Consider the following 25820-nt stretch of genomic DNA (forward strand, 5'->3'; position numbering starts at 1 on the left):
GCGTGCACCGACGGCCGCTGTACGTCGACCGTCGGTGTTCGTCTCTGTCACAAATCATTTCGCATTCCGCGCACAAGGCGACGGTCTGCGTTCTCGTGCTGTGTGCGGAGAGTCAGCCCTGGAACAGGGTCTGCCATTCCTGGGAGTACTGGTCGACCTTCTCGGGAGTCAGTTCGTCGATGTCGGGAGATGCGATGTCCTGAGCTCGCGCGACCGCTCCCTCGATGTCGGGAAGGACAGCTGCATATCCGCCGTTCAACGCCTGCTGCCCCTCGGCCGTCACCATGAAGTTCGCGAGCACCTGTGCTGCGTTGGGGTGCTGCGAGGCGCTGAGAACCTCCGAGTACCAGGGTGTTCCCCATGGCTTGTCGGGCAGAGCCCAATCGACCGGTGCGCCTGCGGCAACCTCGGTGACGAGCGGCTGCACCATGGGACTGACCGTCACTTCACCGGAGGTGAGGGCTTGCGCCACAGCGAGTGCGCTGGGGTAGACCCGCGGCGAGAGTTCGGCCATCTGATTCCAGTAGTCCTCACCGAAGTTCTTGGCGTAGAACTTGTACAGATCCACGTACGACGCGAATCCGGTGGGGTTCACGATGCCGATCTTGCCTTGGAACTTCGGGTCGATCAGGTCTTCGGGCGCACTGACGCCGTCCGGAACGGCCGCAGTGTTCCAGCCCAGACCGAATACCGCAGCACTGGTCAAGAAGAATCGATCGTTCATCACGCTCTTCGCCGGATCGAACGCTGCCGCATCGAGATCGGGACCGACCAGTTCGGTCGAGAACTTCCCGGACTCGGAGGCGTTCTGGATCCACGACGCGTCGGTCGTCATGTGGACGTCGGCGATGCCGGTTCCCGTCCGATTCTCGGTCTCGACGCGGGGGTTGATTTCGGAGTCGGTGCCGCGCACGTACTCCATCGAGATTTCCGGATACTTCGCCTCGAAGGCCGCCGTCAGGGCATCGAGGTTGGCCGGCTTCTGGCTCGAGTAGAGCATGACGCTGCCCTCCTCCTTCGCGGCCGCGACCACTGCGTCCCAATCGCCCTCGACCGGAGCGGACGCGGAGGAAGACGATCCCCCGCATGCGGTGAGGCCCACCAACGCAGCAGTCGCTGCCACGGCAACCATCGTCGTCCTGAACTTGTTCATGCCTGCGTTCCTTTCGGGCACGTCGATAACTTCCCGCGGACTCGGCGAGTCGTCGTAAGACGTGGAGTCGTGTCGACATCCGATCGCAGACTCGACCCACGTGCTCGAGGTGGCTGCAATGTTCCATCAAACTGAACTGATGTCAGTTTGAAAGATAGCCGCCGGTGCGTGTGATGTCAATCACCAGGTGGGGGCGGGGGTGACGGGCCGCTCTACCTCGACATGCTCGAATGCCGAGCCGGTTCGGCTCCTCGGTTTCGAATATGCGACACCGATCGGCGTCCGACATTCGGATGGGAGGAGCCGATTCAGGAAAGGTGGGCAGAGGTCAGGTCCAGGCCATGCGGGAGCGGTTGTCCCAGTAACTCTGCGGCGACTCGGCGATGTCCAGGTCGGCAATGCTCAGGTCGCCGGCCGCGATCACGGCGCGGTCGATGGAGAGCGCAGCGATGTTCTGTTCGAGTTGCGCCACCGTGGCGGCACCGGACAGCACCACATCGGCCCACGGTTGCGCGAGGGCGACGGCCAGTGCGAGCGCGTCGCGGCCGACTCCGGCCGAGTCGGCGAGCGCGGCGAGTGCGGAGTTCTCAGCGACAAGTCGACCGTTCGCCATCGCCTCTTTGACGACGACGAACCAGCCGGCCTGGTGCGCTTCCGCCAGGGCGGGGGCGACGGACGGTTCGAGGGGGTTCCACGTCGACTGCACCGAGCCGAACACCCCGGTAGCGAGCGCGGCACGCACGACATCGGCCTGGTGCGGCCCGCTGGTGCTGATGCCGATGCGGGTGCCACCGGCTGCCAGCGCGCGTAGATCGTCGAGCAGGGCTGCGTCGCGAAGGGCAGGGCTGTCCGGGGTGACGCTGTGAATCAGGTAGTGGTCGGGCGTTCCGCCGAGGTCGCGCACGGTCTGCGGCCACTGTTCGGCCAGGCGTGCGACCGAGTGTTCCTTGACCTCGTGTACCTCCGCGCCCCGCTGGAAGTCGGCGACATAGGCGTAGCCCCACTTCGACCCGATCACGAGTTCCTCGCGCCGGTTCGGACGGGCAGACAACCAGCTGCCGAGGAACTGCTCGGCCAGACCGTAGGAGCGGGCGACGTCGAAGTGCCGAATGCCACTGTCCCAGGCGGCGTCCAGTACTGCGTGGCAATGTTGCTCGAGCGCAGCCGGGTCGAACCGCCCGTCCACCGCACACGAATGCCCGATGGTCAGATACTCCGGGCGTCCGAGTGCGGCAAGTCCGAGACCGAGTTGCGTCATGCCCTGAATACTCTCATCACTGCCGCCCGCGGAGCCTCTCCGCGAAACCGAGGAGCCGATTCGCCGTTTACCAGCCAGTGGTCAGGACTCTGTTCAACGAGTCGACGAAGTAGTCGACCGATTCCTTCGAGACACACAGGGGCGGTTTGATCTTGAGCACGTTCTGGTGGTCGCCGGTCGGTTGCATGATCACTCCCAGTTCGAGGAGTCGATTGCAGATGGCCTCGGTTTCCTCGGTGGCGGGCTCGAGTGTGGAGTGGTCGCGGATGAATTCGAGTCCGAGATACAACCCTGAGCCGTGCACCGTGCCCACGATGGGGTGCTCGGTCGCGAGGGCCTGCAGTCGAGACTTCAGGTGGCCACCGACCACACGCGCGTTCTCCTGCAACCCCTCTTGTTGGATGACGTCGAGCACGGCGAGACCGATCACCGACGACACCGGGGATCCGCCCGTGGAGGAGAAGAAGTAGCCACCGGTGCGATAGCGGTCGGCGATCTTTCGGGTGGTGACAACGACGCCGACGGGTTGGCCGGTACCGATGGATTTCGCGACTGCGATGACGTCGGGAATCGCCTGCTGCTGCTCGAAGCCCCAGAACCATTCGCCGAGGCGGCCGTAACCGACCTGCACTTCGTCGGAGATCGCGACGCCACCGTGCTTGCGGACGGCGGCGTAGACCTGCTGGAGGTAGCCGTCGGGAAGTGCGACTCCTCCGGCGTTGCCGTAGTAGGACTCGCAGATGAACCCGGCGGGGAGAGTGCCTGCCGCAGCCAGGTCGTCGATGAACTGTACGGCCTCGGGTGCGTACCTCGAGGCGTCGTCACCGCGGTGCTTTCCTCGGTAGGAGTTCGCGGCATCGACGGTGTGTACCCAGTCCGGCCGGGTGGCAAGGGCATTGGGATTGTCGGCTATCGAGGTCGAGACGGCGTCGCTGGCGAAGGTCCACCCGTGGTAGGCCTCCTTCATGGCCACGATATCGGTACGTCCGGTCGCGGCCATCGCGATCCGGATGGCGAGATCGGTTGCCTCCGAACCGGAGTTGACGAAGAACACGGTGTCGAGTTCGTCGGGGAGGGTCGCGGTGATGCGTTCTGCGAATTCCGTGATCGCACGATAGTTGAAGCGCGAGTTGGTGTTCAGCAGTTGCATCTGCCGATGGGCGGCCGCCACCACCTTCGGGTGGGCATGGCCGACGGAGGCGACGTTGTTGACCATGTCGAGATAGACCCGGCCGTCGACGTCGGCCAGATACTCACGCCATCCCCGCTCGATGCGGGGCGGCTCCGCGTAGTAGTGCTCCTGGACCTCGGCGAGCAGCCGTTCGCGGCGCTCGAGGGTGTCGTCCTCGGGGGCGACGACGGTAGCGGGCAGCCCGAGTGCCGGCGCTGGGTCACCGGCGAGTACCGACCAACCGTGGGAGTACGAGGGCTCGACGCGCAGTGGTATCGGCCCCGAGTTCGATCGGGTGAGCTGAACGTCGATCGGTGTACGCGCCGGCAGCACAAGGGTATTCGGTGAGTTCGGTACGCCCACGAAGTGGACGGCGTCGTCACCGGACGTGACCGTGATGCCGTCGTCGGTGTGCGTGTTGTAGCAGTCTGCAGGTACGTCGAGCGTGGTGTCCTGGGCGAGCCAGATGGTCAGCGCAGTCGAGATCGTGGCCGGCTCTGTGGGAGTGCGGCTGGGTCCACCGGTGAGCCGAGCAGACCACGCAGGTACCACTGCGGCGGGAGCGCCTGCATCGAGTGCGGCAAGCGCGGCGGCCGTCAGGGTGTGTCGGTCGAGCCAGCGCCCTTCGTCGTTGACGGTCGACGTGGTGCCCGCGTCGATGGTCACGGCGTCGGACATACCGGCGACCAACGGTTCGCCCTGCCAGGTCGGTCGCGGCCGGGCGTCCAAACCCAGTGCCCGACGGATGGTTTCGGTCATCACGGCGCAGGGCACCGATGCTGCTTGGGTGAGGATGCGGAATTCGCGATCCAGCGCGGAGTCGGCGTACGAGTTCCCGGCGTCGAGGCATACCTGCTGACGGCCGCTGAGTACGAGGACCACTCCGCGCAGGGTGACCAATGGCCACAGTGCCTCGATCTCGTTCTCGCTCAGCGGACGTGCGGCATGGAAGGCGCGGATGGCGGGCAGTGCGTCGACCGGCGCGAAGCCGTCGTGGTGCAGCAGCGAGGACAAGGTCACCGCAATTTCGTTGACCGCCCACGATCGACTGACATCGCCGAAGTCGATGACGGCGTCGGGGAGCGACCCGGGTGCCGTCGGCGCGAGAACGTTGTCGTCGGTGATGTCGAAGTGACCGAGTTGAAGTGGCAGGTCGGCCGACACCGAATGCAACTGACGCAAGGCCGATGCGGTGACGTCGGTGATGAAATCGCTGACATCCTGGTCCGGCTCGTCGGGCAACAGCGTCGCGATGACGCGATCGGCATGGCGCAGATCCCATTGCAGCACCCGGCCCGACGCCGGGTGGTCGACATCGGAGAGTGCGACGCTCACCTTTCCTGCGAGTTCACCCATCCGCGCGGTCGTGGCGGGGGAGAGATAGTTCGAGCCCATCAGCGTTGTGCCCGAGATAAATTCGATGACACGGCCGTGGATGCGCCCCTGCGACGAGTTCCACCATGCGGACATAGGTCCGCGCGGGCCGACGACCACCTTGGGGGTACGCAGCGTCGGCTCTCGCTCGGCAACGATGCTTGCGGCGAGGTCCTGCAACTCGATCTCGGACTCGCTGAACACCGGGTTGCTGAGCTTGAGGACGCCGACCGGGGCGCCGCTGTCGATGTCGCGAACCACGAAGTTCTGGTCCTGCTGGCTGCCGAGTTCGGTGAGGGTGCATGCCAATCCGAAGTTTTCGTCCATCAGCCTACGGACCTCGTCGGACTCGAGGGTCGGCGTCGGTAGCTCGGGCTGGGCGAAAAAGTCGAACACGTTGTCAGACATGGGTTTCCTCGGTCTCTTTCTCGAACACGGTCTTGCCGCCGACGATGGTGCGCACGACCGACACAGCCAACAGATTGCCTCCGTCGAGTACGTCACCGTCCAGTACGACGAGGTCGGCGTACATGCCGGGTTGCACTCGACCGACCCGCGAATCGGCATCGAAGGACGCGGCGGAGTCGAATGTCGCGTGGCGTAGGGCGGCGTCGAGCGGCACCGCGAACTGCGGCTCGTTCGGTGGTAGCGAGTGGTCGGTGGCCGAGCGTCTCGTCGTGGCGATGTACAAATTCGCCAGCGCCTCGTGGGGCGCGGTCGGGGCATCGGTGCCGAACGCCAGGCGGGCCCCCGCAGCGGTGAACGACGTCCACGGGTAGCCGCGTTCGACGCGGTCGTCGCCCAACTGGGCGCGCCAGTTCGGTTGGATCGCAGGGTCGGAGTGCACCGGCTGTACCGATGCCGTGATGCCCAGCCGAGCCATTCGGTCGGGTGTCCGAGCGCTGACGATTTCGAGGTGCTCGAGCCGCGGTCGTCGATCCCACGGCGGATTGACGTCGATCATCTCCTCGAGAACATCGAGGGCCATGTCGCTGGCCAGATCGCCGATGGCATGGATGGCCAGACGCAGTTGTGCAGCATCCGCGGCGACGACGACGGGTAGAAGGGCCTCGGCGCTCCACAGCAGGTCTCCGTTGGTGCCGTTGGCGTACGGGTAGTTCAACGCTGCGGTACACGCGTCGATGACACCGTCGAGTACGAGCTTGATACCGACGAGCTCGAGCCACGGTGTCGGGTCGTTCCGCAGCTCGAGAACACGGTTCACCTGGTCCAGATTGCGCTGCGCGTCACCGGTATCGACGACGAGCCAATGTGCCGAGACACGGACCGGTAGCCGGCCTCCCGAGCGCTGCGCGACACCGCACAGCGCGCGCCAGCCGTCTTCGTCCATCCCCATGTCGACGACCGAGGTGACACCGGCGGCCGCGAACGCGTCGAGCGCACGCCCTATGTGTCGCTCTCGATCCTGGTTCGAGGTGACCGAAGACAGGAAGGCCCAACCCAATTCGTGCGCGGCGCGCTCGTACAGCATTCCGGCGGGTGAGCCGTCGGGGAGACGCGAGATTCGACCACCGGCCGGATCCGTTGTCGTCGCGTCGATTCCCATCGCTTCGAGTGCGGCGGTGTTGACCCAGATCGAGTGCATGTCGTTGGAGTCGAGGAACACCGGAATGTCCGAGACGACCTCGTCGAGCATGGCTGCGGTGGGTTCACCGTCGATGGCATCGAAGAGCCAGCCGCGGCCGCGCAGCATGGTCGCCTCGGAGCCGAGGGATTCTCGTGCGTCGACCAGCCGGCGTCGAATCTCCGCGAGATCGCCTGCGTCGGTGAGGGCTACGCTGCTGAGCCCGGCGCCGAGCCACAACAGGTGTACGTGCGAGTCGACGAATCCGGGGAGGACGAAGCGGCCTTCGAGGTCCTCCGTGACGTCGGCTGACGCCGCGTGTGTGGTGCCGGGCAGGTGCACCTCGGCGATGTGGTCGCCGTCGATCACCACACGATCGGCCTCGGCCAAGGTACCGTCGGCGACGGCCTCCAGGGTGCCGGAGGAACTGAGGATCCTGCCGTTCACCAGTGCGGTCCGGGTGGTCGGGGTTGTCATCGAGATGTCTCCTGCGGTAGCGAATCCGATTGCCGTGCTTGGTTTTCTGCCTGTTCGACGCGGGTGGACAATCGTGCGACGAGAACGACCGGTACGACCAACAACCAACTGGCCACGCCTACGACCCAGCCGAATGTGCTGTAGCCGAACGACTCCACGAGCCAACCACCGAACGCTGGAGCGAAACTGGTACCCACGAGATACACGCCGAGCGAGGGACCCGAGAATCTGCCGTTGGCATCCAGTGCGGCCGCGGTGGCGATAAAGAACAGGAAGGCCGCCAGGTACACCGAGTTCCACGCGACGAGGAGCACGCCGTACACCGTGGGATCGGTGGCGAGGGACGTACCGAGTTTCAGGGCACCACCGACGATCAGTAGGACCGCCATCGGAAGTGCGCGGCCCACCCGGTCGCCGAGCAGGATGAGCACGAGGGCGGCGAAGAATCCCCCTGCGCTGGATGCGCTGAGAACTACACCGAGTGCTGCGTCGCTCAGCTGCGCATTGTCTGCGCCCATGGTGCCTGCGATCGCCCAGAGTGAATCCTCGCTGATCGCCCACACCGCGTACATCACCAGCAGGGACACTCCGGCAACTGTGATGCGCCGCGTGCCGACCGAGGCCGGCGGCTCCACAGCCCGTCGCACCGGGTCGGGTGAGTCGAGTACGGGTGCGGCGGGCAACCAACCCGACGTCACCAGGAGAACGACCGCCAGAGCCGCGACGAATCCGTAGACACTGCCCAGGCCGACCCCGACCAGCGGGATCACCGCGAGGACGAGGGTCACGACGGCTCGGTTGACGAGTCCGTTGGCGGCCGACATCCTGTTGGGATTGCGCAGTGCCGCCAGAGCTGCACCGCTCGCGGCCAGTGCGCCGCCGGCTCCCGCACCTCCGACGATGACGCCGACGACGGTGACGGTGGCACCGAGCGGGAACGCAGCGACACCGAATCCGAGTGCGGTCACCACGAGGCCGACTCGGGCTACCGCGATCCGCCGCGACCCCTCGGCCAGTCGGGTGACGGCGATACAGGCCAGCGCGGTGGCGAGCAGCGAGCCCGTCATGATGGTCCCCGCCTCGGCGACGCTGACGCCGAGGGAGTCCTGGAGTGCGATCACCATGAACGGCAACAAGTTTGCGGTCAGCAGGCCGAGTACGGACATACCGAATGTCGACGTCGCTCGTCGAGTGTTCAGTGGAAGCCGGGTGGCGTCGGGCGTCAGTGGAATGGTCATGATCAGAGAGGCGATCCGTCGGTGGTCGCCATGGCACCGGCGACACCACCGTCTGCGCAGCGGGCGACGGCGACGACGAGGGGACCGTACGGTGCCCGCCACTCACTGTGCAGGGTGTCGTACGAACCCGGCGGAATCGACACTGTCCCGGTGACGGCGCTGCCCGTCGTGTGGAGCGGCACCCGCACTCCGTCGACGAAAGCCTGTACGTCGTCGATGGAACCGCCGTCGATCCGGACGGCGAAGGTGAGTTCGTCGCCCGCGGATCCCGGCCTAATCTGCACGTCGGTCACTGCGATGGAGGCATTTGAGTCACCGGCACCGACGATGCCGTCGAACACGTGCTCGTCGGTCAGTGCCGGGGTGCGTGCGGGAGCCACACGGCGTGCCCCGAGGGCATCGATCGAACGGGCGAGACGCAGCAGGGTCGAATCGGAGTAGGCAGCACCGGCCAGGGTCAACCCGACCGGCATCGACGTGTCGCTCATCGACCCCATGGGAACGGTGACGGTGGGTATGCCGAGGTGGCGGGGCACGAGATTGCCGTTGGCCACCCAGACCCCGTTGCGCCAGGCGATGTCGGCGGACGCGACGTCGACATCGGCGTCGGCGGGACCGACATCGGCGACGGCCGGAAAGACGACTGCGTCGAACCGGTTGTCCTGCAACCACTTCTCGAAGTCGACGCGGCGGACCTCTTCCAATCCACGCATGCCGGCCTCCACCGACGGAATGCGATCGAACGGCGTCACCCCTGCCTTCGCCATGGGAACGTAGTCCGCCAGATCGTAGGCCGTGTCGAACGGCAGAATGCCGTAGCGATCGGGTAGCGCGCCCGTGGGATGCGGGAAGATGCGCGCCCCGTCGGTCTCGGCCAGGCCGCGCAGGCCGGACTGACCGTTCGCGGCCAGGAAGCTGTCGAACGCCCACACCGAGAGTTCTTCCAGCTCGCGTTCGAGGAACGCGGCGGGAACGAGACCGCGGTCGACCATGGTCTGCGAGTTCGGGTGCAGGCCTTCGTAGTTCTCCACGACGGGGAAGTCGGTGTCGATCACTTCTGCGCCTGCAGCCACCAGATCGTCACGCATGGTCTGCCACAGGGTCATCACCGAATCGCGGGTGTGGATCGGATATGCGCTGTCGGGATCGCCGTTGACGTACAGGCGAGGTACGGCGAGCCGGAGCCCCTGCAACGGCAGTGGCGGCAATTCGGTGAAGGACGTGGGCCGAACATCCGAGGCCGGGGGGATCGACACCCACTCCTGCATGCGCCACAGGTCGCCCTCGGTGACCGCGTCGTCGGCCACGACCACGTCCAGTAGGTGCAGTAGGTCGTCGACTGTACGGGCATGCGGCACAACGACATCCATCGTGGGCACCAACGGCCAGTTGCCCCGCACCGAGATCACCCCGCGAGAGGGCGTGTAGGCGACGAGCGCATTGTTCGACGCGGGTGCGCGGCCCGAGGACCAGGTTTCCTCGGCGAGCCCGAAGGCGGCGAAACTCGCAGCTGTCGCCGTACCCGAGCCGTTGGAGGATCCCGAGCCGAACGCCGAGGTGAGAAACTGTGCGGAGTAGGGACTTTCGGCGCGTCCGTAGAGTCCGCGCTGCATTCCACCCGCTGCCATCGGCGGCATGTTGGTCAGGCCCAGGCAGATCGCGCCTGCCGCTCGCAGCTGGGCCACGGCGAAGGCGTCGTCGGTCGCGACGAGGGTCTCGAATGCGGGCGAGCCGGCCGTCACCGGAAGACCGCGCACCTTGTAGCTGGACTTGGCGGTGTAGGGGATTCCGTCCATCGGGCCGAGAGTCTGCCCAGCGCTCCGGCGCCGGTCGGCTGCGCGGGCTTCCTCGAACGCGTCGGGGTTCAGTACCGGGACGGCGTTGAGGCTGATGCCGGTGCGGTCGTAGTGCCCGATTCGATTGAGGTAACGCGCTACCAGTTCGACGCTCGTCACAGTGCCCTCGGCGAGCGCGGCGGAAACGCCGGCGACATCGGCCTCGACCACGGTGAAGGAAGAAGAAGTCATGACAGAACTAAAACACACACTGTCGGTTTTGGGAACGGGTGAATCGAAAAAAATCCCGACATGCAAGGCTGTCCGTACTCGACGACCGCCCGAGAGGAGGCGACCATGGCACGACCACCTCGCGCCATTCTCAGCCGTGACCTGATCGCCCGCACCGCATTGGCCCTGGTCGATCGGCACGGAGCCGACGGTGCGAGCATGCGGGGCGTGGCGCTGAAATTGGGCGTGAACCCCACTTCCCTCTACAACCACGTCGCCGACCGCGCGGCGATGATCGAAGACGTCCGAGCTCTGGTCTCGGCCCGAATCGACTCGGCACCGCTACGCGAATTGCCGTGGGAGGAAGGCCTTGTCGAATGGGCGAGGTCCTATCGATTGGCATTCGCGGAGCATCACCGCGCCGTTCCCCTCCTCATGACCACACGCGCATCGACCCCGGTGCTGTTGGCGGAGTACGAGGATTTCTCTGTTGCCGCAGAGGCGGTGGGCTGGGCGAGCAGGGATGTGTTACCTCTGCTGACCGCGTTCGAATCGTTCATCCTCGGCAGTGTCCTCGACATGTCCGGCCCGAGTGTCGTATTCGATCCTGCCGGCCAGGAGGAGGCTTTCCCGCGGTTGGCCGCGGCCTACGAGACCGTCCAACACGAGGATGCCGACGATCCCATTGCCACCCGCGCCTTCGAGATGGGTCTGGCGATGCTCGTCGCATCGGCGCGCCCCCGGCGGTGAGATCGAGACCCGTGTTCGACGCGCTCAGCGTTGTCGCGCTGCGCTGTCACGGGACAGCAGCAGTGCCGTGTGCTCGGCGTCGGCGGGCCGACCCAGCAGAAATCCTTGCACCAGATTGCATCCCGCTGCGGTGAGAGCGTCGAGCTGCGCCTGCGTTTCGACGCCTTCGCCCACGACTGTCACGCCGTAGGCTTTCGCCAGTGACACGATGGCGGTCAACACTTCTCGTCCTCGCTCGGTGTCGAGAGCGTCGATGTACGTTCGGTCGATCTTGAAACTGCCGATCACCGGGAAGCGCTCGAGGTAGGCCAGGCTGCTGTAGCCCTTCCCGACATCGTCGAGTGACAACGCAACTCCCATCTCGTGGAGTCTCGCCAAGTTCGATGCAACGGTGCCGGTGTCGGCGAGCCATTCCGTCTCGGTGAGTTCGAGAACGACGCCGTCAGCGTGCGCACCGGTGGTGAGCAGGGCGGCAGCCACTCGATCGGGAAAGGCCGGGTCGCGCAGTTGCAGCGCGCTGATGTTGACGCGCATGCCGACGCAGCCCAGCCCGCGCCAGTCGACGAGTTGTCGACAGGCGGTGGTGAGGGCCCAATCGTCGAGAAGCGTTGCCACACCCGTGCGTTCGGCCACGGCAACGAATTCGGACGGTTCGATGGGACCGAGATTCGGGTGCTGCCAACGCGCCAGAGCTTCGACGGAAACGATGTGTCCGGTCTCGACGTCGATCACGGGTTGGTAGTCCAGTGTCAGGTCGCCGGAGGCCACGGCGCGGCGCAGGTCCACCGACATGGAGCGCACACGGTCGGCGTCGTAGAGGTCGCTCGAGTCGAAGACGGCGTGCCCGGCCCTGGTGTCCTTGGCGCGGTACATCGCCAGGTCGGCCGATCGAAGGAGCTCGCGTCGGGTCGAGCCCGCAGTGGACACCGCAACTCCGATGCTGGCGCTCACCGGAATCGGGTCGTCGCCCTCGTCTTCCGCGGTAGGGGCCGCGAGAGCGGAACGGATGCACTCGGCGACGCGTTCGGCATGTGCGACGTCGTCGATGTGATTGCAGATCATCAGGAATTCGTCGCCGCCGAGCCTGGCCACGGTATCGCCAGGTCTCGCGGTCGCGGCCAGGCGGCGTGAGAAGTGCACGAGTGCGCGGTCTCCGACGTCGTGGCCGAGGCTGTCGTTGATGATCTTGAAATCGTCGACGTCGAGCAACAGCAGGGCCACTCGGCCGCCGGTGTCCGCGACCTGTGCGAGCGCAGTGTCGATCGCGTCGTACGCCACCGCGCGATTCGGCAGTTCGGTCAAGGGATCGTGCGCGCTGCGCCAGCGCAGCTCGCGGTCGAGTTCCACTCGTTCGAGTGCAGCGGAGAGCACTCCGGCGACTGCGGAGACGAATGCGATGTCTCCGTCGCCGAAAACATGTGGTTCTCGGCCGAAGAGGATCAGTACGCCCCACAGCCCGGCACCGATGGTGATCGGAACGGCGGCACCGCTGCGAAAGCCCAGGGCAGCCATGGCCGAGGTGTCGAATCGTGTTTCGGATTCGACGTCGGAACACACGGTGATCGCCCTTCGCGCCAGGGCGTAACCGGTCAACGACCCGTCGCCGGTGGAAAGCACGAAATCGTGTGGGAGCGCGCGGGTGATCGCGTCGATGGACAGAAGCGGGTCGGTCGAGTCCTCCGAACGTCGGGCCAGGGCCGCAGACTCGACGCCCACCAACTTGGCCGCCGTGCTCGTGGCCGCAGCCAGCACAGTATCGAAGTCCGCCGTGACGGCAAGTGCGCTCAATTCGGCCAGTGCCCGTTGCTCGACTGCGATTCTCTCCGCCGATACAGCCGCGGCCAGCAGGTCCAGATCACGCTGGTGTCCACGGGTGCGGTCGCGGACGATGGTGGCGATCAGGTCGGGTTCTCGCCCGTAACGTCGGACGACGAACGTGGACAGGGCAACGGGAATGCCCGCGCCGGAGACGAAGTGGCGTAATTCGGTACGGCCCTGCCAGTGACCGGTCGTCTGCAACGCATGTTCGACGTCACCGGAGACTTCGAGCCCGCGGGCCGTGAAGAAATCTGCTGTGAACAGGCCTGTCGACGGCAGTTCCTCCAGGCCGACCAGGCGGAGGCCGACTGGATTGACGTCGATCACGCTGCCGGAGAACTCGGACAGGGCCACCATGTCGGGCGATTCGTCGAACAGGGCGCGGAGAACGAGCGGATCGAAGCCGGGATCCTTCATCGATGTCCGTTTCGCACTGGTCGCAGCGACGAGTCGGTGGGCGACGCCACCGACCGCTCGCAGAAGTCAGCGGAGTTGCTGTTCCCTGCACACAGCATGGCGGTGCGCGCCCGAGATGACAAACACGCCGTTTGCCATCATGCATGTACTACGTCCGGGTCCGCACTGGCGATGTGCGGACCCGGACGCGAATCGGGCGGTCTTCTCGAGGTGACGAGAGCCGGCCTTTACTTCGCCAGAGCCTCGGCGATGGTGACGACGCGCGTGGCCATGTGGGTCAGCGCTGCCGTGGTCGCGTCGTCCAGTTCGTTCTTGTTCTCGGGTCCGGTGACGTGGCTGACGCCGTAGGGGTTGCCGTCGGCGAACTTCAGTCCGTCGGTGTATCCGGGCGGAACCAGGACGCCGCCGAAGTGCATCAGCGAGGTGTAGAGACCGATGAGGGTGGTCTCCTGGCCGCCGTGCGCGGTCTGGCTCGAGGTGAAGGCGGCGTATGCCTTGTTTGCAAGTTCACCCTTGGCCCAGTAGCCGCCGAGCGAGTCCATGAAGTTCTGGAACGGTGCTGCGGTGCTACCGAAACGCGTCGGTGATCCGAGGATGACGCCATCGGCCCAGACGATGTCGTCGCCGCTGGCAGCGGGAAGATCCTTGGTTGCCTCGTAGTTGGCGGACCAGGCGGGGTTCTCGGCGAAGGTGCTGGGGTCGCGCGTCTCCGCGATGTGCCGCACGCGTACTTCGGCTCCAGCCGCCGTCGCTGCGTCGGCGAGCTTGTTCGCCATCGTGGATCCGTGGCCGGTTGCGGAGTAGTAGATGATTGCGATCTTCGTCATCGATGAGACCTTTCGTCGGGTGGACATCCGAAGTAGTTGCGATGTCAACTGTATTCGATGGTACCCACTATGATTGTTGTGTCAACTACTCGCGGTTGTTGGTTGTCCGATCCGTGGGCAGCGTCGATAGTGGTGCCATGACCGTGCGCAATGCCGAGGTACCCGACGACGTCTTCGCGGACGTGAAGAAGCAAGTCTCCCAGTTCGTCCGATCGCGGGTGGTTCCGCGTGAACTCGAGATCATGAACGCCGATTCGATTCCCGACGATCTCCGGAGACAGTCCGCCGAGATGGGGTTGTTCGGATACGCGATTCCGCAAGAGTTCGGTGGTCTCGGCCTGAACTTGATTCAGGATGTCGAGATTGCCATGGAGCTCGGCTACACCACACTGTCGTTGCGGTCGATGTTCGGCACCAACAACGGAATCGCGGGCCAGGTGCTCGTCGGGTTCGGCACCGACGAGCAGAAGGCAACGTGGTTGCCCGGCATGGCGGCCGGCGACGTCGTCGCGTCGTTCGCGTTGACCGAGGACGGTGCCGGCTCGAACCCGGCAGGGCTGAGAACGACGGCAGTAGTGGACGGTACTGGCTGGATCATCAGCGGAAGCAAGCGCTACATCACCAATGCGCCCATCGCGGACCTGTTCGTCGTGTTCGCGCGAGTGGACCCGAAGCCGAACAGCGGCAACGGGATCGCGGTGTTTCTGGTCCCCGCCGACGCTGCGGGTGTCGAGGTCGGTGACAAGGACGCGAAGATGGGTCAGCAGGGAGCAGGAACCGCGGATGTGACGTTCACCGACGTCGAGGTCGACGCCGACGCTCTGGTGGGCGGCAACGGTGACATCGGATACCGGGCGGCGATGACGTCGTTGGCGCGTGGCCGCGTCCACATCGCAGCGCTCGCCGTCGGTCAAGCGCAGCGTGCCCTGGACGAATCCGTCTCCTATGCTGCGTCTTCCACGCAGGGTGGCGAGCCCATCGGCAATCATCAACTCGTCCAGGCGATGATCGCCGACCAGCAGACGGGAGTCATGGCAGGCCGGGCCATGGTGCGTGAGGCTGCCCGAGCCTGGGTGGAAAACACCGATCGACGGATCGCGCCGTCGGCGGTGAAGCTGTTCTGCACCGAGATGGTCGGCACAGTTGCCGACCTCGCGGTCCAGATCCACGGCGGCGCAGGATATATGCGCGGCGTTCCCGTCGAGCGAATCTATCGAGATGTCCGTCTTCTCCGCCTGTACGAGGGCACGAGCGAAATTCAGCGGCTGATCGTCGGCGGCGGTTTGATCCGTGCCGAGCAGAAGCGGAATCGCTGACCACCCTCGTCCCGCGTGGCGGTGGCAGGTCAGGTGAGCGCGCGCTGCGCGGCGACCCGGTCTGCGACCGTGCTACCGATAGCGGAGATCTCGGTAGCGAGTTCCGCGCGACTCCTGGTGTCCGACCCGTATACGAAGTTCGTGGATCCCACTGTGGCACCGCAGTATTCGATGATGCCGCGCTCGATCTGCGTTCGAATGGCCTGATGGACGCCATGGCGCTCGAAGCTGTCTGCATCGTCTCCCGCGACGACGACCAGATGGATTGTGAGTCGGTCCAGCTTCTTCACGAATACTCTGTCCCCGTATTCATAGGCCCAGCCCTCGACGAACACGCGGTCGATCCAGCCTTTCAGTAGTGCGGGCATCGACCACCAGTACATCGGGAAGACGAGAATCAGGTGTTCGGCGCGGTCGATCCGTGTCTGCTCCTCGGCTACATCGGACGGTGTGCTTCCGCTTCCGCGAAACAGGCTCAGATCTGCAGCCGAAAATCGTGGATCGAAGCTCTCTGCGGCGAGATCTGCGGTCTCCACGGTGGTGCCGGTGGATCGGATGGCCTCGACTACGGAGTGAGCGACCTGGTGGGTCAGAGAGTGCGGGTCGGGATGGGAGACTACGACGAGCGTGTTCATGGCTGTTCCTTCGGCTGGGGAAGATCGGCTATGTACCAACAGTAGGTTACTATTAGTACATAAGCAAGGAGGTGGCGGAATGGCACGGACGAGGCTGTCGCGCTCCGATCGAAACGCCCAGTTGATCGAGGTGTCCTGGGCTCTCGTACGCGCCGAGGGGGCCGACGCGTTGACTCTCGGACGGCTCGCAGAGCATGCCGGTGTCGCGAAACCGGTGGTGTACAGCCACTTTGCCTCCCGCGCCGAACTTCTTGCCGCTCTGTTCACCGAATTCGATGCCAGGCAGGCGGCGATGCTGGAGGAATCTCTCGACTCGGCACCCATGACGGTCCGCGGTCGGGCGAAGGCCATTGCCGACTCCTACGTGGGGTGCACATTGGCCCAGGGGAGGGAATTGACGGGTGTGCTTGCGGCACTCGAAGGTTCGCCCGAACTCGAACAGGTCAAGCGCACCGCCGAGCGCGCCTACTTCGAGCGGTGTCGGGAGATTCTGCGTCCGTTCACCGATGCCGACGGCATGTCCACGCCATCTCTGACCGCCGTCTTCGGTGCCGCAGACGCGTTGTCCCACGGTGCCGTATCCGGGTCACTCACACCGGCCGAAGCGATCGGGGAGTTGACCGATCTGATCGTCGCCGCGGTCGCCAGGTCCTGAACTCGGCCCGCCGGATCTGTCAGACGGTGGCGGCCGCCGATTCGGGCGCACGACGGTGGAATGCCGTCTCGGCTTCGAATGCATGCGCTACCCGGAGCAGCAGGTGATCGGCGCGATCGGCGGTGACGATCTGCAATCCAACCGGAAGGCCGGATGAGCTGAAGCCGCCGGGCATCGACAGCGACGGTAGGCCTGTCGCCGAGATCAGCGAAGCGGCCCGCATCCAGTCGAGGTAATTGTTCATCGGCGTGCCGTCGACGACGGCGGGGTACTCCTCGTCCGCGGGGAACGGAAGTACCTGAACGGCAGGCGCGATCAACACGTCGTATCGCGAGAAGAACTGTCGCACTGCGGTATCGAGGTTCTTGCGAGCGGTGTTGGCGGAGATCATGTCTCGTGTCGTGAGCGCCATTCCCTTGTCGACGTTCCACTGCACGGCGCTCTTCATGCGATGCCGGTGTTCGTCCAACAGGTGCCCGTAGGCGGTGGCGAAGTCGAAGGCACGCGTCGTCTGGAACACCTCGTCCGCGTCGGACAGGTCCGGGCAATCGACGTCCACACTGGCACCGAGTTGCTCGAACACGTGCAGTTGGCGGCTCAGGACGTCGATCACCTCACGGTCGACGGGTACGCCGAGACCGAAATCCGTTGTCCACGCTACTTTCAGCCCACGCAGCGAGCCGGCCTCCTCCGAGCGGTACGAGTCGTCGAGCGGGAGACCACGAGGGCTGGACGAATCCGGACCGGCGAGTGCGCGCATCAGAAAGCGCACGTCCTCGATGTCGTGCGCGAGCACGCCCTGCCGAGCGATCCAGGCCCACGGGTTCTTGGCGGGCAGCATCGGAATTCGGCCCAACGACGGCCGGTATCCGACGAGGTTGCAGAACGATCCCGGAGTGCGCAGCGACCCGCCCATGTCCGACCCGTCGCCCGCCGGTTGTATCCCGGCGGCGATGGCGGCGGCGGCACCGCCACTGCTGCCGCCGGCACTGCGAGTCGGATCGTACGGATTGGTGGTGGTACCGAACAGCGGATTGAAAGTGTGTGAGCCTGCAGCGAATTCGGGAACGTTGGATTTGCCCGTGGTGTTGACACCTGCGCGCTTGAGGCGGGCGATGATGCCCGAGTCCTCGGTGGGGATGTTGTCGGCCAGAATGGGCGAGCCGAAAGTCGTGCGCAGACCGGCGGTCAGGTGATTGTCCTTGTGCGTCATCGGGACGCCGTGCAGAACGGGCAGTGCCTCGCCGGACACCGTTGCGCGGTCTGCTGCACTCGCACGTTCGGTCGCCCCATCGATGTCGAAGGTCACGATCGCGTTGACGACAGGGTTGAAGTCGTCGATGCGAGCCAGATGCGACTCGAGCGCCTCGCGGGCCGAGATCTCGCGATCGCGGATGTGTGCCGCGAGCGCGCGCAGGGACAGTGACTGAATGTCGCCGGTCATGAAACTCCTCGCTTCGATCCGGATCGGCCGGAGTTGTTGTCGGAAGCCTGTTTCAAGACTGCACCACCGCGCGGAGCCCACCGGGCTATCGTCGTCCATTGAGCGTTTTCGCCGTTGGATTGGCGGTTTCGCTCAGACGGCCGAAAATTTCACACATGCAACATATCGGCAACGTGAACCGACTTGAGTGAGCAGGACATCCGAGCCCGGGGCTCGGTCGCAATCCGACGGTATGCGAAAGAGAGTCAATCATGTCCAGTCAGATCGACGGTCCACCGGCAACTGCGGATGCGCCCGAAGCACGAATGCCCTGGGGACTGAAGACACTGTTCCGTCTCGTGTCCAGCATCGAACGCGTCGGCAACAAACTGCCGCACCCCTTCCTGTTGTTCTGGCTTCTGGCCGCAGTGCTGGCAGTGGTCAGCGCGATCCTCGCCGCACTGGGCACCGGGGTGGTGCTACCCAGCACCGGTGAGGTGTCGATGGTTCGCAGCCTGCTCAGCAGTGACGGCGTAGCCATGATCTTCGGAACGGCACTGGACAACTTCGCGGGGTTCGCGCCGCTCCCCATCATCGTGACCGTCATCCTCGGTGTGTCCGTCGCCGAGCATTCCGGTGTGCTCACCACGCTGCTGCGCGCCACCATCGTGAAGCTGCCCGCCAAGTGGGTGACGTTCTCGGTTGCCTTCGCCGGGACCATGTCTCACGTCATGTTCGACGCGGCATTCATCGTCGTCCTTCCGCTGGCGGCAATGGCGTTCAAGGCAGCGGGCCGAAGTCCTGTACTGGGCATGATGGTGGCGTTCGTCGCCATCGCCGGTGGCTACAACGCGTCACCGTTGATCACACCCAGCGATGCCATCATGTCGTCGTTGACGACCTCCGCCGCTCAGATCGTCGATGCCGATTACAGCGTGACCCCGGTGGACAACTACTTCTTCAGTCTCGCGTCGTCACTGGTGATTTCGATCTTCATCACCCTGGTGGTGGAGTTGGTGATGGCCAAGCACATGAATCTCGATGCCGACGAGGGCGTCGAGGACGGCGCAGAAAAGCTGGCACTCGATCTCGAGCCGATCGAGAAGAAGGGAATGCGCCGCGCCGGAGCAGCTTTGGCGGTGTACGTGGCCGTCGTCGTCGCCGCCCTGCTTCCTCCCTCGTCGCCGCTGCGTGGTGAGGACGGCGGGTTCGTGCAGTCGATCGTGCTGCAGAACATCGCGTTCTTCATCGCGATCGCCTTCGTCCTGGTCGGATGGGTGTACGGACGCACCACCGGCAGTCTTCGGCAGCTCCGTGAGATTCCGGAATCGATGGCCGTCGGCATCAAGACCCTTGCTCCGATCCTGGTGCTGTTCTTCGCGATTTCGCAGTTCCTCGCCTACTTCAAGTGGACCGGCATCGGCAACGTCGTTGCGGTCGAGGGCGCGGAACTGCTGAAAGCCGGGGGATTACACCCCCTCGTGGTGTTCGCCATGATGCTGGTGCTGATCTCGGTGATGAACCTGCTCGTCACCAGTGGTTCGGCCATGTGGTCGATGCTGGCCCCGGTTCTCGTGCCGATGCTCATGTACATCGACGTCAACCCCGAAACCACCCAGGCCGTCTACCGAATCGCCGATTCCTGCACCAACGCGATGACCCCGATGTCGGCCTACTTCGTGCTCACCCTCGGACTCATCCAGCGCTACAAGAAGAATGCAGGCATCGGTACCCTCGCCTCGTTCACCATCCCTGTCGCGCTGGGCATGCTGATCGTGTGGGCGGCGTTGTTCGCAGTCTGGTACATGCTCGGCATCCCGCTCGGCCCCGGCGCACCGATCCGTTGACCGCAGTGACTGCCGCGTCGTACCGGATCAATACAGGTACGACGCGGAGTCCGCGGCCAGCAGACGGTTGCCGCTGCGCTTGGTGGCCCGCAGAATCGACACCACCGAGATCGCGTCGGCCAGGGTGGCCCAGTCCGAGGCAGTTGTCATGCGATGCAAGGCCATTCGGTCCGGGCACGCGAGGTTGACGAGCAGACTGTCCGAGCCCGCGAGGGCCACCGCGTACCGAACCTCGGAATGTGCGAGCAGTAGCTCGACCAGTGCTTCGTGGTGTCGAGGCGAAACCTTGACCCAGGCAAGGGCTTCCGCCGAATACCCCAGCAACGCCGGCTCGACGACCACCCGCAGTCGGGATTTGTTGGTCTGTTCCAGAGTGTCCATGTGGCGTCGGACAGTGTTCTCGGTAGCGCCGACGACGCGCGCGATGTCCGAGGTGGGCGTCCGGGCATCCTCGGCCAGGACGCGCAGAATGCTGCGGTGCAGGGTCGAGATCTCCGGTCCCACACGGCCGTCCGGTTGGTAGCCCTCGTGTACGGGAGGCGTCAGGGCCGCGATCTGGTGCGAATTGAGAATCGCCGGCCGCCACTCGCGGACCGAGCGATAGACCCGCGTGATGGGATCGACCCGAATGCGTCTGATCCCGGTGATGCCGGGTAGGTCGTCGAGCATCAGATCCGCCAGATGGGCATCGTCGACCAGGACTTCGGCGACGCATTCCTCGTGCCCCGACGTGGCGTACACGAACATCGTGTCGTCGCGGCGCGCCAACCCGACTGCCACGGCACGTGCCATACCGACGTGACATCGAGCTCGCAGAACGACCGCGCCCGTCGCGCCGATGACGCCGACCACGCGCACGTCCCCGGAATCGAGTAGTTCCTTGCCGCGTCGGGTGACGGTGCGTTCGGGTTCACCGAGCGCCTCGGCGATGCTGACCCAGGACGCCCGGGGATTGAACTGCAGCGCCGCCGTGATTCGGCAACTCAGCGAGTCCAATTCGTCGGAGCGCTGCCTCATGCGTACACCTTCGCTCGTCGTGCCGAATCGGGTCGGCCGGTGCAGAAACAGGTTCGGTGCCCGAGGATCACCTGTCGATCCTCGGGCACCGGTACCGCGAAGTCCAGCTCAGAAGATTCCGCTGTACGCGTTGAGGGCGGGCTGACCACCCAGGTGCGCGTAGAGAACGGTGGAGTCCTTGCCGATATCGCCCTTCTGGACCAGATCGATCAGTCCGGCCATGGACTTGCCCTCGTACACCGGGTCGATGATCACGCCTTCGAGACGGCCGGTGAGCTTGATTGCCTCGATCGTGGAGTCGACGGGTATTCCGTAGTAGTCGCCGGCCCAGCCTTCGAGGACGGTGATCTCGTCGTCGCGAAGATCGCGACCCAGTTCGATGAGTTCTGCTGTGTTACGGGCGATTCGGGCCACCTGGTCGCGGGTCTGAGCGATTTTGGCGGATGCATCGATGCCGATCACTCGACGCGGCCGATCCTGCCCGGCGAACCCGGCGATCATGCCGGCATGCGTCGACCCGGTCACGCTGCACACCACGATCGTGTCGAAGAAGATGCCGAGCTCCTCTTCTTGCTTCTGTACTTCGTACGCCCAGTTGGCGAAGCCGAGTCCGCCGAGCTTGTGGTCGGAGCCGCCCGCGGGAATGGCGTAGGGCTTGCCGCCCGCTCGCTCGACGTCCTCGATGGCCTTCTGCCAGCTGTCCTTGAATTCGATTCCGAAGCCCGACGGATCGAGGCGGACATCTGCACCCATGATGCGGGAGAGCAGGATATTGCCCACCTTGTCGTTGACCGAATCCGGCCAATCGACCCACTTCTCCTGCACCAGAACGGCTTTGAGTCCGAGCTTTGCCGCGACCGCAGCCACCTGTCGCGTGTGGTTGGACTGCACGCCACCGATCGAGACCAATGTGTCGGCACCCTGCGCGAGTGCGTCGGGAACGATGTATTCGAGCTTGCGGGTCTTGTTGCCGCCGTAGGCCAATCCTGCGTTTACGTCTTCTCGCTTGGCCCAGATCTTGGCCCCGCCGAGGTGCGCGCTCAATCGTTCCATCGGGTGAATCGGGCTCGGGCCGAAGGTGAGGGGATAACGCTCGAAGTCCGCGATCGCCACGTGGTTCTCCTTTGATCGGTGTGTCATGCAGGATGCAATATATCGCATACTGTACGTGGGACGCCTCGCCAGCGAAAGCGGTGGGCTACGATATTTTGCATGCCGGTCCCCGTCGAGCTCGGAAAACACAAGCGCTCCCTGCTGCGCGACAACGCCTACGTCTCGATTCGCGACGCCATCGTCGACGGCACCTTCGCGCCCGGCGAGCGGCTGCGGGATGCCGAACTCGAACAGTGGCTCGGAGTGTCGCGTACACCTATTCGCGACGCCATGGCCAGGCTGGAACTGGCGGGCCTCGTACACACCCAGCCCGGGCGTTCGACCATCGTGTCGACCATCGAACGCAAGGCGGTGCTGGACGCGCAGGCGGTCGCGGCATCGATGCATGCACTCGCGGTCCGGACGGCTGTACCGCTGATGAACAAGCGCGACATCGCCGCGATGCGTCGCGCCAACAAGGATTTCGCCGCCGCATTCACCCGAGGCGATGTGGACCTCGCGCTGGCCGGCGACGACGCGTTCCACGCAGTCGCCGTCGAAGCGAGTCAGAATCTGGTCGTGGTCACGGTTCTCGAGCAGGTGACGCCGACCCTGCGCCGGCTCGAACGACTACGGTTCGCCTCGCTGGTGGGCCGCGATTCGATAGCCCAACACGAACGAATCATCACGCTGTGCAGTGAGGGTGACGCGGACGGCGCGGCCGCTGCCGTGCAGGAGAATTGGGAGTCGTTGTCTTTGCTCGTCGATCACGAGGACGGAATACCGGGAAACTGACACCGTCGAACGCCGGCGAAAAGCGGAGTGGCCGCGCCGCATCGGCGGCATAATCGGCCCATGGCCGACTTCAACGAGATCATCATCGACGAGTTCCGAAGCAACAATGGCCACGTGTCCACGGCCGGCTTCGGTGATTCGCTCGTCGTTCTGCACACGATCGGTGCCAAGAGCGGTGCGGTGCGGCTCAACCCGCTCATGGCGATTCCGGAGGGAGAGAGCTGGTTGGTGGTCGGCTCGGCTGCCGGGTCACCGAAAGATCCAGCGTGGGTGCACAATCTGCGCGCCCATCCGGCCATCGACATCGAGGCACCCGGGGACGGAGGTATTCGAACCGTTTCCGTCGACGCCGACGAGATTCCGGAATCCGAGTGGGACCGGCAGTGGCAGAAATTCCTCGACGCATCGGACGGATTCGCGAAATACACGGAGACGGCCGAGGGCAGGCGGTTTCCGATCTTCCGTCTGACCCCGACCGCCCGATGAATCAGTTCTGCGTGTCGTCCTCGGGCGGGTGTGGGACGTTCTCTTCGTCGACGTGAGCACCGACTGCAGCCTCGTCGGGAGATTCTTCGCGCGGACCGTCGTTGCTGCCCTCGGATGGGATCTCTGCACCTGCATCGGTCGGCATGGTCATGAGCACTCCTGATCGTCGGTCGGTTGGTTGCTGCGCTCTGCATGCCCCGCTTCCGGTGGACTCAACCGTCGAGCAGTCGATTCCTCTTGACTAGCATCGTCAGGTATGGGACCCGATCGATCGATGACAGCTCGCGACCTCACACAGGCGATTGCCGAAGCGACGAGGTCATTCTTCGCACCGTCCAGTCTCGACGAGACTCTGCGCGGCGTGACGGAGAGCGCCCGATCTCTGATACCCGCGGTCGATTGCGCCGACATTCTCGTGGTGGCGGGGCCGAAGAAGTACCAGTCGCACGCCGCGACCAGTGAGCTGCCGGTTCGCCTCGACGCCATGCAGGAACGCCTCGACGAGGGGCCGTGCATCGATGCCGCACGAAGCGAGCTGTTCGTGCGGTGCAACGACTTCCGCTCCGATTCCCGCTGGCCACGTTTCGGTCCGGAGGCGGTGGGAGCAGGGGTTCTCAGCAGCCTGTCCTTCCGCCTCTACACCAACGAGGACACCATCGGGGCGCTCAACCTGTTCGCACTGACCAGTGATGCGTTCAGCGACGAGGACGAGGAACTGGGTCGCGTGCTCGCAACCCACGCTGCGGTGGCGTTGTATGCAGCGAACAAGACCGAGCAATTCAAGTCCGGCTTGGCTTCACGGGACATCATCGGCCAAGCCAAGGGCATGTTGATGGAGCGGTACGGAATCGATGCGGTACAGGCGTTCGACTTGATTTCACGGCTGTCGCAAACCCAGAACGTCCCGGTGGCCACCTTGGCCGCAGAACTCGTCGACCTCGGTTCCGAATCGAACAAGGAACGCTCGTCCAGATAGGCTCGCCGGCTGTTCACACCGTGTGCCGACGAGAGGGTGCAGTCGGCGGCACCGGATGGTCGTGAGTCGAGCCGGCTTGCTGGGTCGACCCGGCGTTCACTGTCGACCCGGTCTGTGCGGTTGCCTCGTAGACGCGTGAGGTGTCCTCGGCGATGCGGTCCCACGAGAAGCGAGATTGCGCACGGTCGGAGCCGGACACTCCCAGCTCGAAACGCCTGGACTCGTTGCGTAGCAGCAGGGCCAGCTCTCGTGCCAAGCGACGACGGTCGCCCGGCCTGATCGAGCGGCCGGTGACCCCGTCGATCACCAACTCTCCGGCGTAGCCCACTCCGTATGCGACGACGGGAAGTCCGCACGCCATGGCTTCGAGGGTGGCGATCCCTGCCGATTCGGTCGGGGACAGGCAGACGAACACGTCGGCCGACCTCAACAGCGACGACATGTGGCGATGGCGGACCGGGCCGGTGAACACCGTGCGCCCGGCCATGCCGTGTGCTGCGGCGACCGTGCGTAGCTGCGCCACGCCGCTGGATTCGCGTGGCTCGCCGCCGACAACGACCAATTCGGTGTCGTCGAGTTTTCCGAGCAGTTCGATGATCGTCGATACCTCGGCATCCGACCCGACGGTCGCCACCCGACACGCGGCACCGCTGCGTGGTGCGGTCGGTCCGGATGGATCGAAGTCACTCAGATCCACCCCGGTCGGGACGATGGACACCTTGGCTCTGGCGACGCCCATCCGCGTCAACATGTCGGCCTCGTCGGGACATGACGCGATGATGCGGCTCGCCGATCGAGCGATCTTCTTCTCCATAGCCGCCCGGGGAACCACCGAATCGGTGCCGGCCGTCGGGGGCCCGGATCGGTCGGTCGCGGCGAGACCGTGGAACGACATCACCGTGGGGACGCCCGTCGCGCCGGCGGCCAGTACGGTTGCCAGCCCCGACACCCATGAATGTGCATGTGCTACATCGGGTTTCGTTCGGAGCAAGTGATCGCGGAGCGCGGAGGCGAACGCGCTCGTGTGAGGAATCGATTCCTCTTCGGTCATCGGGACAGCAGGCCCCGCAGACAGGTTGACCACCCGGTAACCGTCGGGGGTGAGCAGCTCGTCCTCGTGATCCGGGTTCTGCTTCCTGGTGTATACGTCGACTCGGGTGCCGGCGCGGGCCAGCGACGAGGCCAGCCGATCGAGCTGGGCAGCCGATTGTTCTGCCTCGATGCCGGCCGCATCAATTATCGGACTCACGTGTTCGGAGACAAGCGCAACGTGCATATCGATTCGATCCCTGATGGGTTCGCACGGCCCCTTTCGGGCGCATAGCCCGGCACCGGTGAAGGGTGTGGGATATGCCGACCCGATTTTGGAGTCAGCGTACTCGAGACGCGGCCAGAGCGGTCATCGCAACTGGGCGTCGAACAACACCCTATTACGTAAAGCCGCAATGCGAAACCTCACACGAGGGCGTCGCCCTTGCTGGAGCGTTCACAACGGGCCGAACCG

Annotated in this window: 21 protein-coding genes; 7 read left to right on the forward strand and 14 right to left on the reverse strand. The window is 64.9% G+C overall.

From position 1 onward, the window contains the following. Positions 1-112: 112 nt before the first annotated feature. The 6 genes from CH278_RS07100 to CH278_RS07125 all read right to left on the reverse strand — a co-directional run bounded on the left by CH278_RS07100 (position 113) and on the right by CH278_RS07125 (position 10283). A complete protein-coding gene (locus CH278_RS07100; RefSeq protein WP_370878652.1) occupies positions 113-1153 on the reverse strand; it encodes an ABC transporter substrate-binding protein in 1041 nt (346 codons plus the stop codon). A 328-nt stretch (positions 1154-1481) separates the two neighbouring features. After that, entirely contained in the window at positions 1482-2411 is a 930-nt protein-coding gene (locus tag CH278_RS07105) for an aldo/keto reductase (RefSeq protein WP_094621531.1), read from the reverse strand. Between the two features lie 67 nt (positions 2412-2478). Beyond that, a complete protein-coding gene (locus tag CH278_RS07110) occupies positions 2479-5364 on the reverse strand; it encodes an aminotransferase (RefSeq protein ID WP_094621532.1) in 2886 nt (961 codons plus the stop codon). After that, the gene (locus tag CH278_RS07115; RefSeq protein ID WP_094621533.1) at positions 5357-7018 is read right to left on the reverse strand and encodes an amidohydrolase; all 1662 of its coding nucleotides are present in this window, start codon (positions 7016-7018) and stop codon (positions 5357-5359) included. The genes CH278_RS07110 and CH278_RS07115 overlap by 8 nt, the downstream gene beginning before the upstream one ends. Further along, positions 7015-8256 carry an MFS transporter gene (locus tag CH278_RS07120; protein WP_094621534.1) on the reverse strand — a complete coding sequence of 414 codons (1242 nt, stop codon included), beginning with the start codon at positions 8254-8256 and terminating at the stop codon, positions 7015-7017. The genes CH278_RS07115 and CH278_RS07120 overlap by 4 nt, the downstream gene beginning before the upstream one ends. A 2-nt stretch (positions 8257-8258) precedes the next feature. Next, positions 8259-10283 (reverse strand): amidase, encoded by a 2025-nt coding sequence (locus CH278_RS07125; protein WP_032391863.1) that lies wholly within the window; start codon positions 10281-10283, stop codon positions 8259-8261. Between the two features lie 105 nt (positions 10284-10388). Between CH278_RS07125 and CH278_RS07130 the strand changes: the two genes are divergently transcribed. Then, on the forward strand, positions 10389-11012 hold the full coding sequence (locus CH278_RS07130; RefSeq protein WP_032367318.1) for a TetR/AcrR family transcriptional regulator: 624 nt from the start codon (positions 10389-10391) through the stop codon (positions 11010-11012). Positions 11013-11036: 24 nt separating this feature from the next. Here CH278_RS07130 and CH278_RS07135 read toward each other — a convergent pair whose 3' ends face one another. Together CH278_RS07135 and wrbA are read right to left on the reverse strand one after the other, a co-directional pair. After that, positions 11037-13247, reverse strand: a complete 2211-nt coding sequence (locus CH278_RS07135) for a sensor domain-containing protein (protein ID WP_032391864.1) — start codon at positions 13245-13247, stop codon at positions 11037-11039. 227 nt (positions 13248-13474) lie between these two features. Then, a complete protein-coding gene (gene wrbA / locus CH278_RS07140; protein WP_027495694.1) occupies positions 13475-14074 on the reverse strand; it encodes an NAD(P)H:quinone oxidoreductase in 600 nt (199 codons plus the stop codon). A 137-nt stretch (positions 14075-14211) separates the two neighbouring features. Between wrbA and CH278_RS07145 the strand changes: the two genes are divergently transcribed. Next, complete coding sequence (locus CH278_RS07145) at positions 14212-15390, forward strand: acyl-CoA dehydrogenase family protein (protein WP_027495695.1); 1179 nt, start codon at positions 14212-14214, stop codon at positions 15388-15390. Between the two features lie 29 nt (positions 15391-15419). Here CH278_RS07145 and CH278_RS07150 read toward each other — a convergent pair whose 3' ends face one another. Then, on the reverse strand, positions 15420-16025 hold the full coding sequence (locus tag CH278_RS07150; RefSeq protein WP_032391865.1) for an NAD(P)H-dependent oxidoreductase: 606 nt from the start codon (positions 16023-16025) through the stop codon (positions 15420-15422). 79 nt (positions 16026-16104) lie between these two features. Here CH278_RS07150 and CH278_RS07155 point away from each other — a divergent pair, with 79 nt between their 5' ends. Then, complete coding sequence (locus tag CH278_RS07155) at positions 16105-16680, forward strand: TetR/AcrR family transcriptional regulator (RefSeq protein WP_032381506.1); 576 nt, start codon at positions 16105-16107, stop codon at positions 16678-16680. 19 nt (positions 16681-16699) lie between these two features. Here CH278_RS07155 and CH278_RS07160 read toward each other — a convergent pair whose 3' ends face one another. Then, positions 16700-18124 carry an amidase gene (locus CH278_RS07160; protein WP_032391866.1) on the reverse strand — a complete coding sequence of 475 codons (1425 nt, stop codon included), beginning with the start codon at positions 18122-18124 and terminating at the stop codon, positions 16700-16702. A 251-nt stretch (positions 18125-18375) separates the two neighbouring features. Between CH278_RS07160 and CH278_RS07165 the strand changes: the two genes are divergently transcribed. Then, complete coding sequence (locus CH278_RS07165; protein ID WP_027495699.1) at positions 18376-19950, forward strand: AbgT family transporter; 1575 nt, start codon at positions 18376-18378, stop codon at positions 19948-19950. A gap of 27 nt (positions 19951-19977) precedes the next feature. Here the strand turns inward: CH278_RS07165 and CH278_RS07170 are convergent, their stop codons facing one another. Together CH278_RS07170 and CH278_RS07175 are read right to left on the reverse strand one after the other, a co-directional pair. Then, on the reverse strand, positions 19978-20967 hold the full coding sequence (locus tag CH278_RS07170) for an Lrp/AsnC family transcriptional regulator (protein ID WP_032391867.1): 990 nt from the start codon (positions 20965-20967) through the stop codon (positions 19978-19980). 108 nt (positions 20968-21075) lie between these two features. After that, positions 21076-22080, reverse strand: coding sequence for a 1-aminocyclopropane-1-carboxylate deaminase (locus CH278_RS07175; protein ID WP_094621535.1), 1005 nt, complete (start codon positions 22078-22080; stop codon positions 21076-21078). Positions 22081-22179: 99 nt separating this feature from the next. Here CH278_RS07175 and CH278_RS07180 point away from each other — a divergent pair, with 99 nt between their 5' ends. Together CH278_RS07180 and CH278_RS07185 are read left to right on the forward strand one after the other, a co-directional pair. After that, a complete protein-coding gene (locus CH278_RS07180) occupies positions 22180-22854 on the forward strand; it encodes a GntR family transcriptional regulator (RefSeq protein ID WP_027495702.1) in 675 nt (224 codons plus the stop codon). 60 nt (positions 22855-22914) lie between these two features. Continuing rightward, positions 22915-23340 (forward strand): nitroreductase/quinone reductase family protein, encoded by a 426-nt coding sequence (locus tag CH278_RS07185; RefSeq protein WP_094621536.1) that lies wholly within the window; start codon positions 22915-22917, stop codon positions 23338-23340. Position 23341: 1 nt separating this feature from the next. On the opposite strand, the gene CH278_RS27410 is transcribed toward CH278_RS07185, so the two are convergent. Continuing rightward, positions 23342-23491, reverse strand: a complete 150-nt coding sequence (locus CH278_RS27410) for a hypothetical protein (RefSeq protein ID WP_167328339.1) — start codon at positions 23489-23491, stop codon at positions 23342-23344. A gap of 105 nt (positions 23492-23596) precedes the next feature. On the opposite strand from CH278_RS27410, the gene CH278_RS07190 reads away from it, so the two are divergent. Next, a complete protein-coding gene (locus CH278_RS07190) occupies positions 23597-24316 on the forward strand; it encodes a GAF and ANTAR domain-containing protein (protein ID WP_032366830.1) in 720 nt (239 codons plus the stop codon). A 13-nt stretch (positions 24317-24329) separates the two neighbouring features. Here the strand turns inward: CH278_RS07190 and CH278_RS07195 are convergent, their stop codons facing one another. Beyond that, a complete protein-coding gene (locus CH278_RS07195; protein WP_179274478.1) occupies positions 24330-25565 on the reverse strand; it encodes a glycosyltransferase in 1236 nt (411 codons plus the stop codon). Between the last annotated feature and the right edge of the window lie 255 nt (positions 25566-25820).

Source organism: Rhodococcus sp. 05-2254-5 (assembly GCF_002258575.1).
GTDB lineage: Bacteria > Actinomycetota > Actinomycetes > Mycobacteriales > Mycobacteriaceae > Rhodococcoides > Rhodococcoides fascians.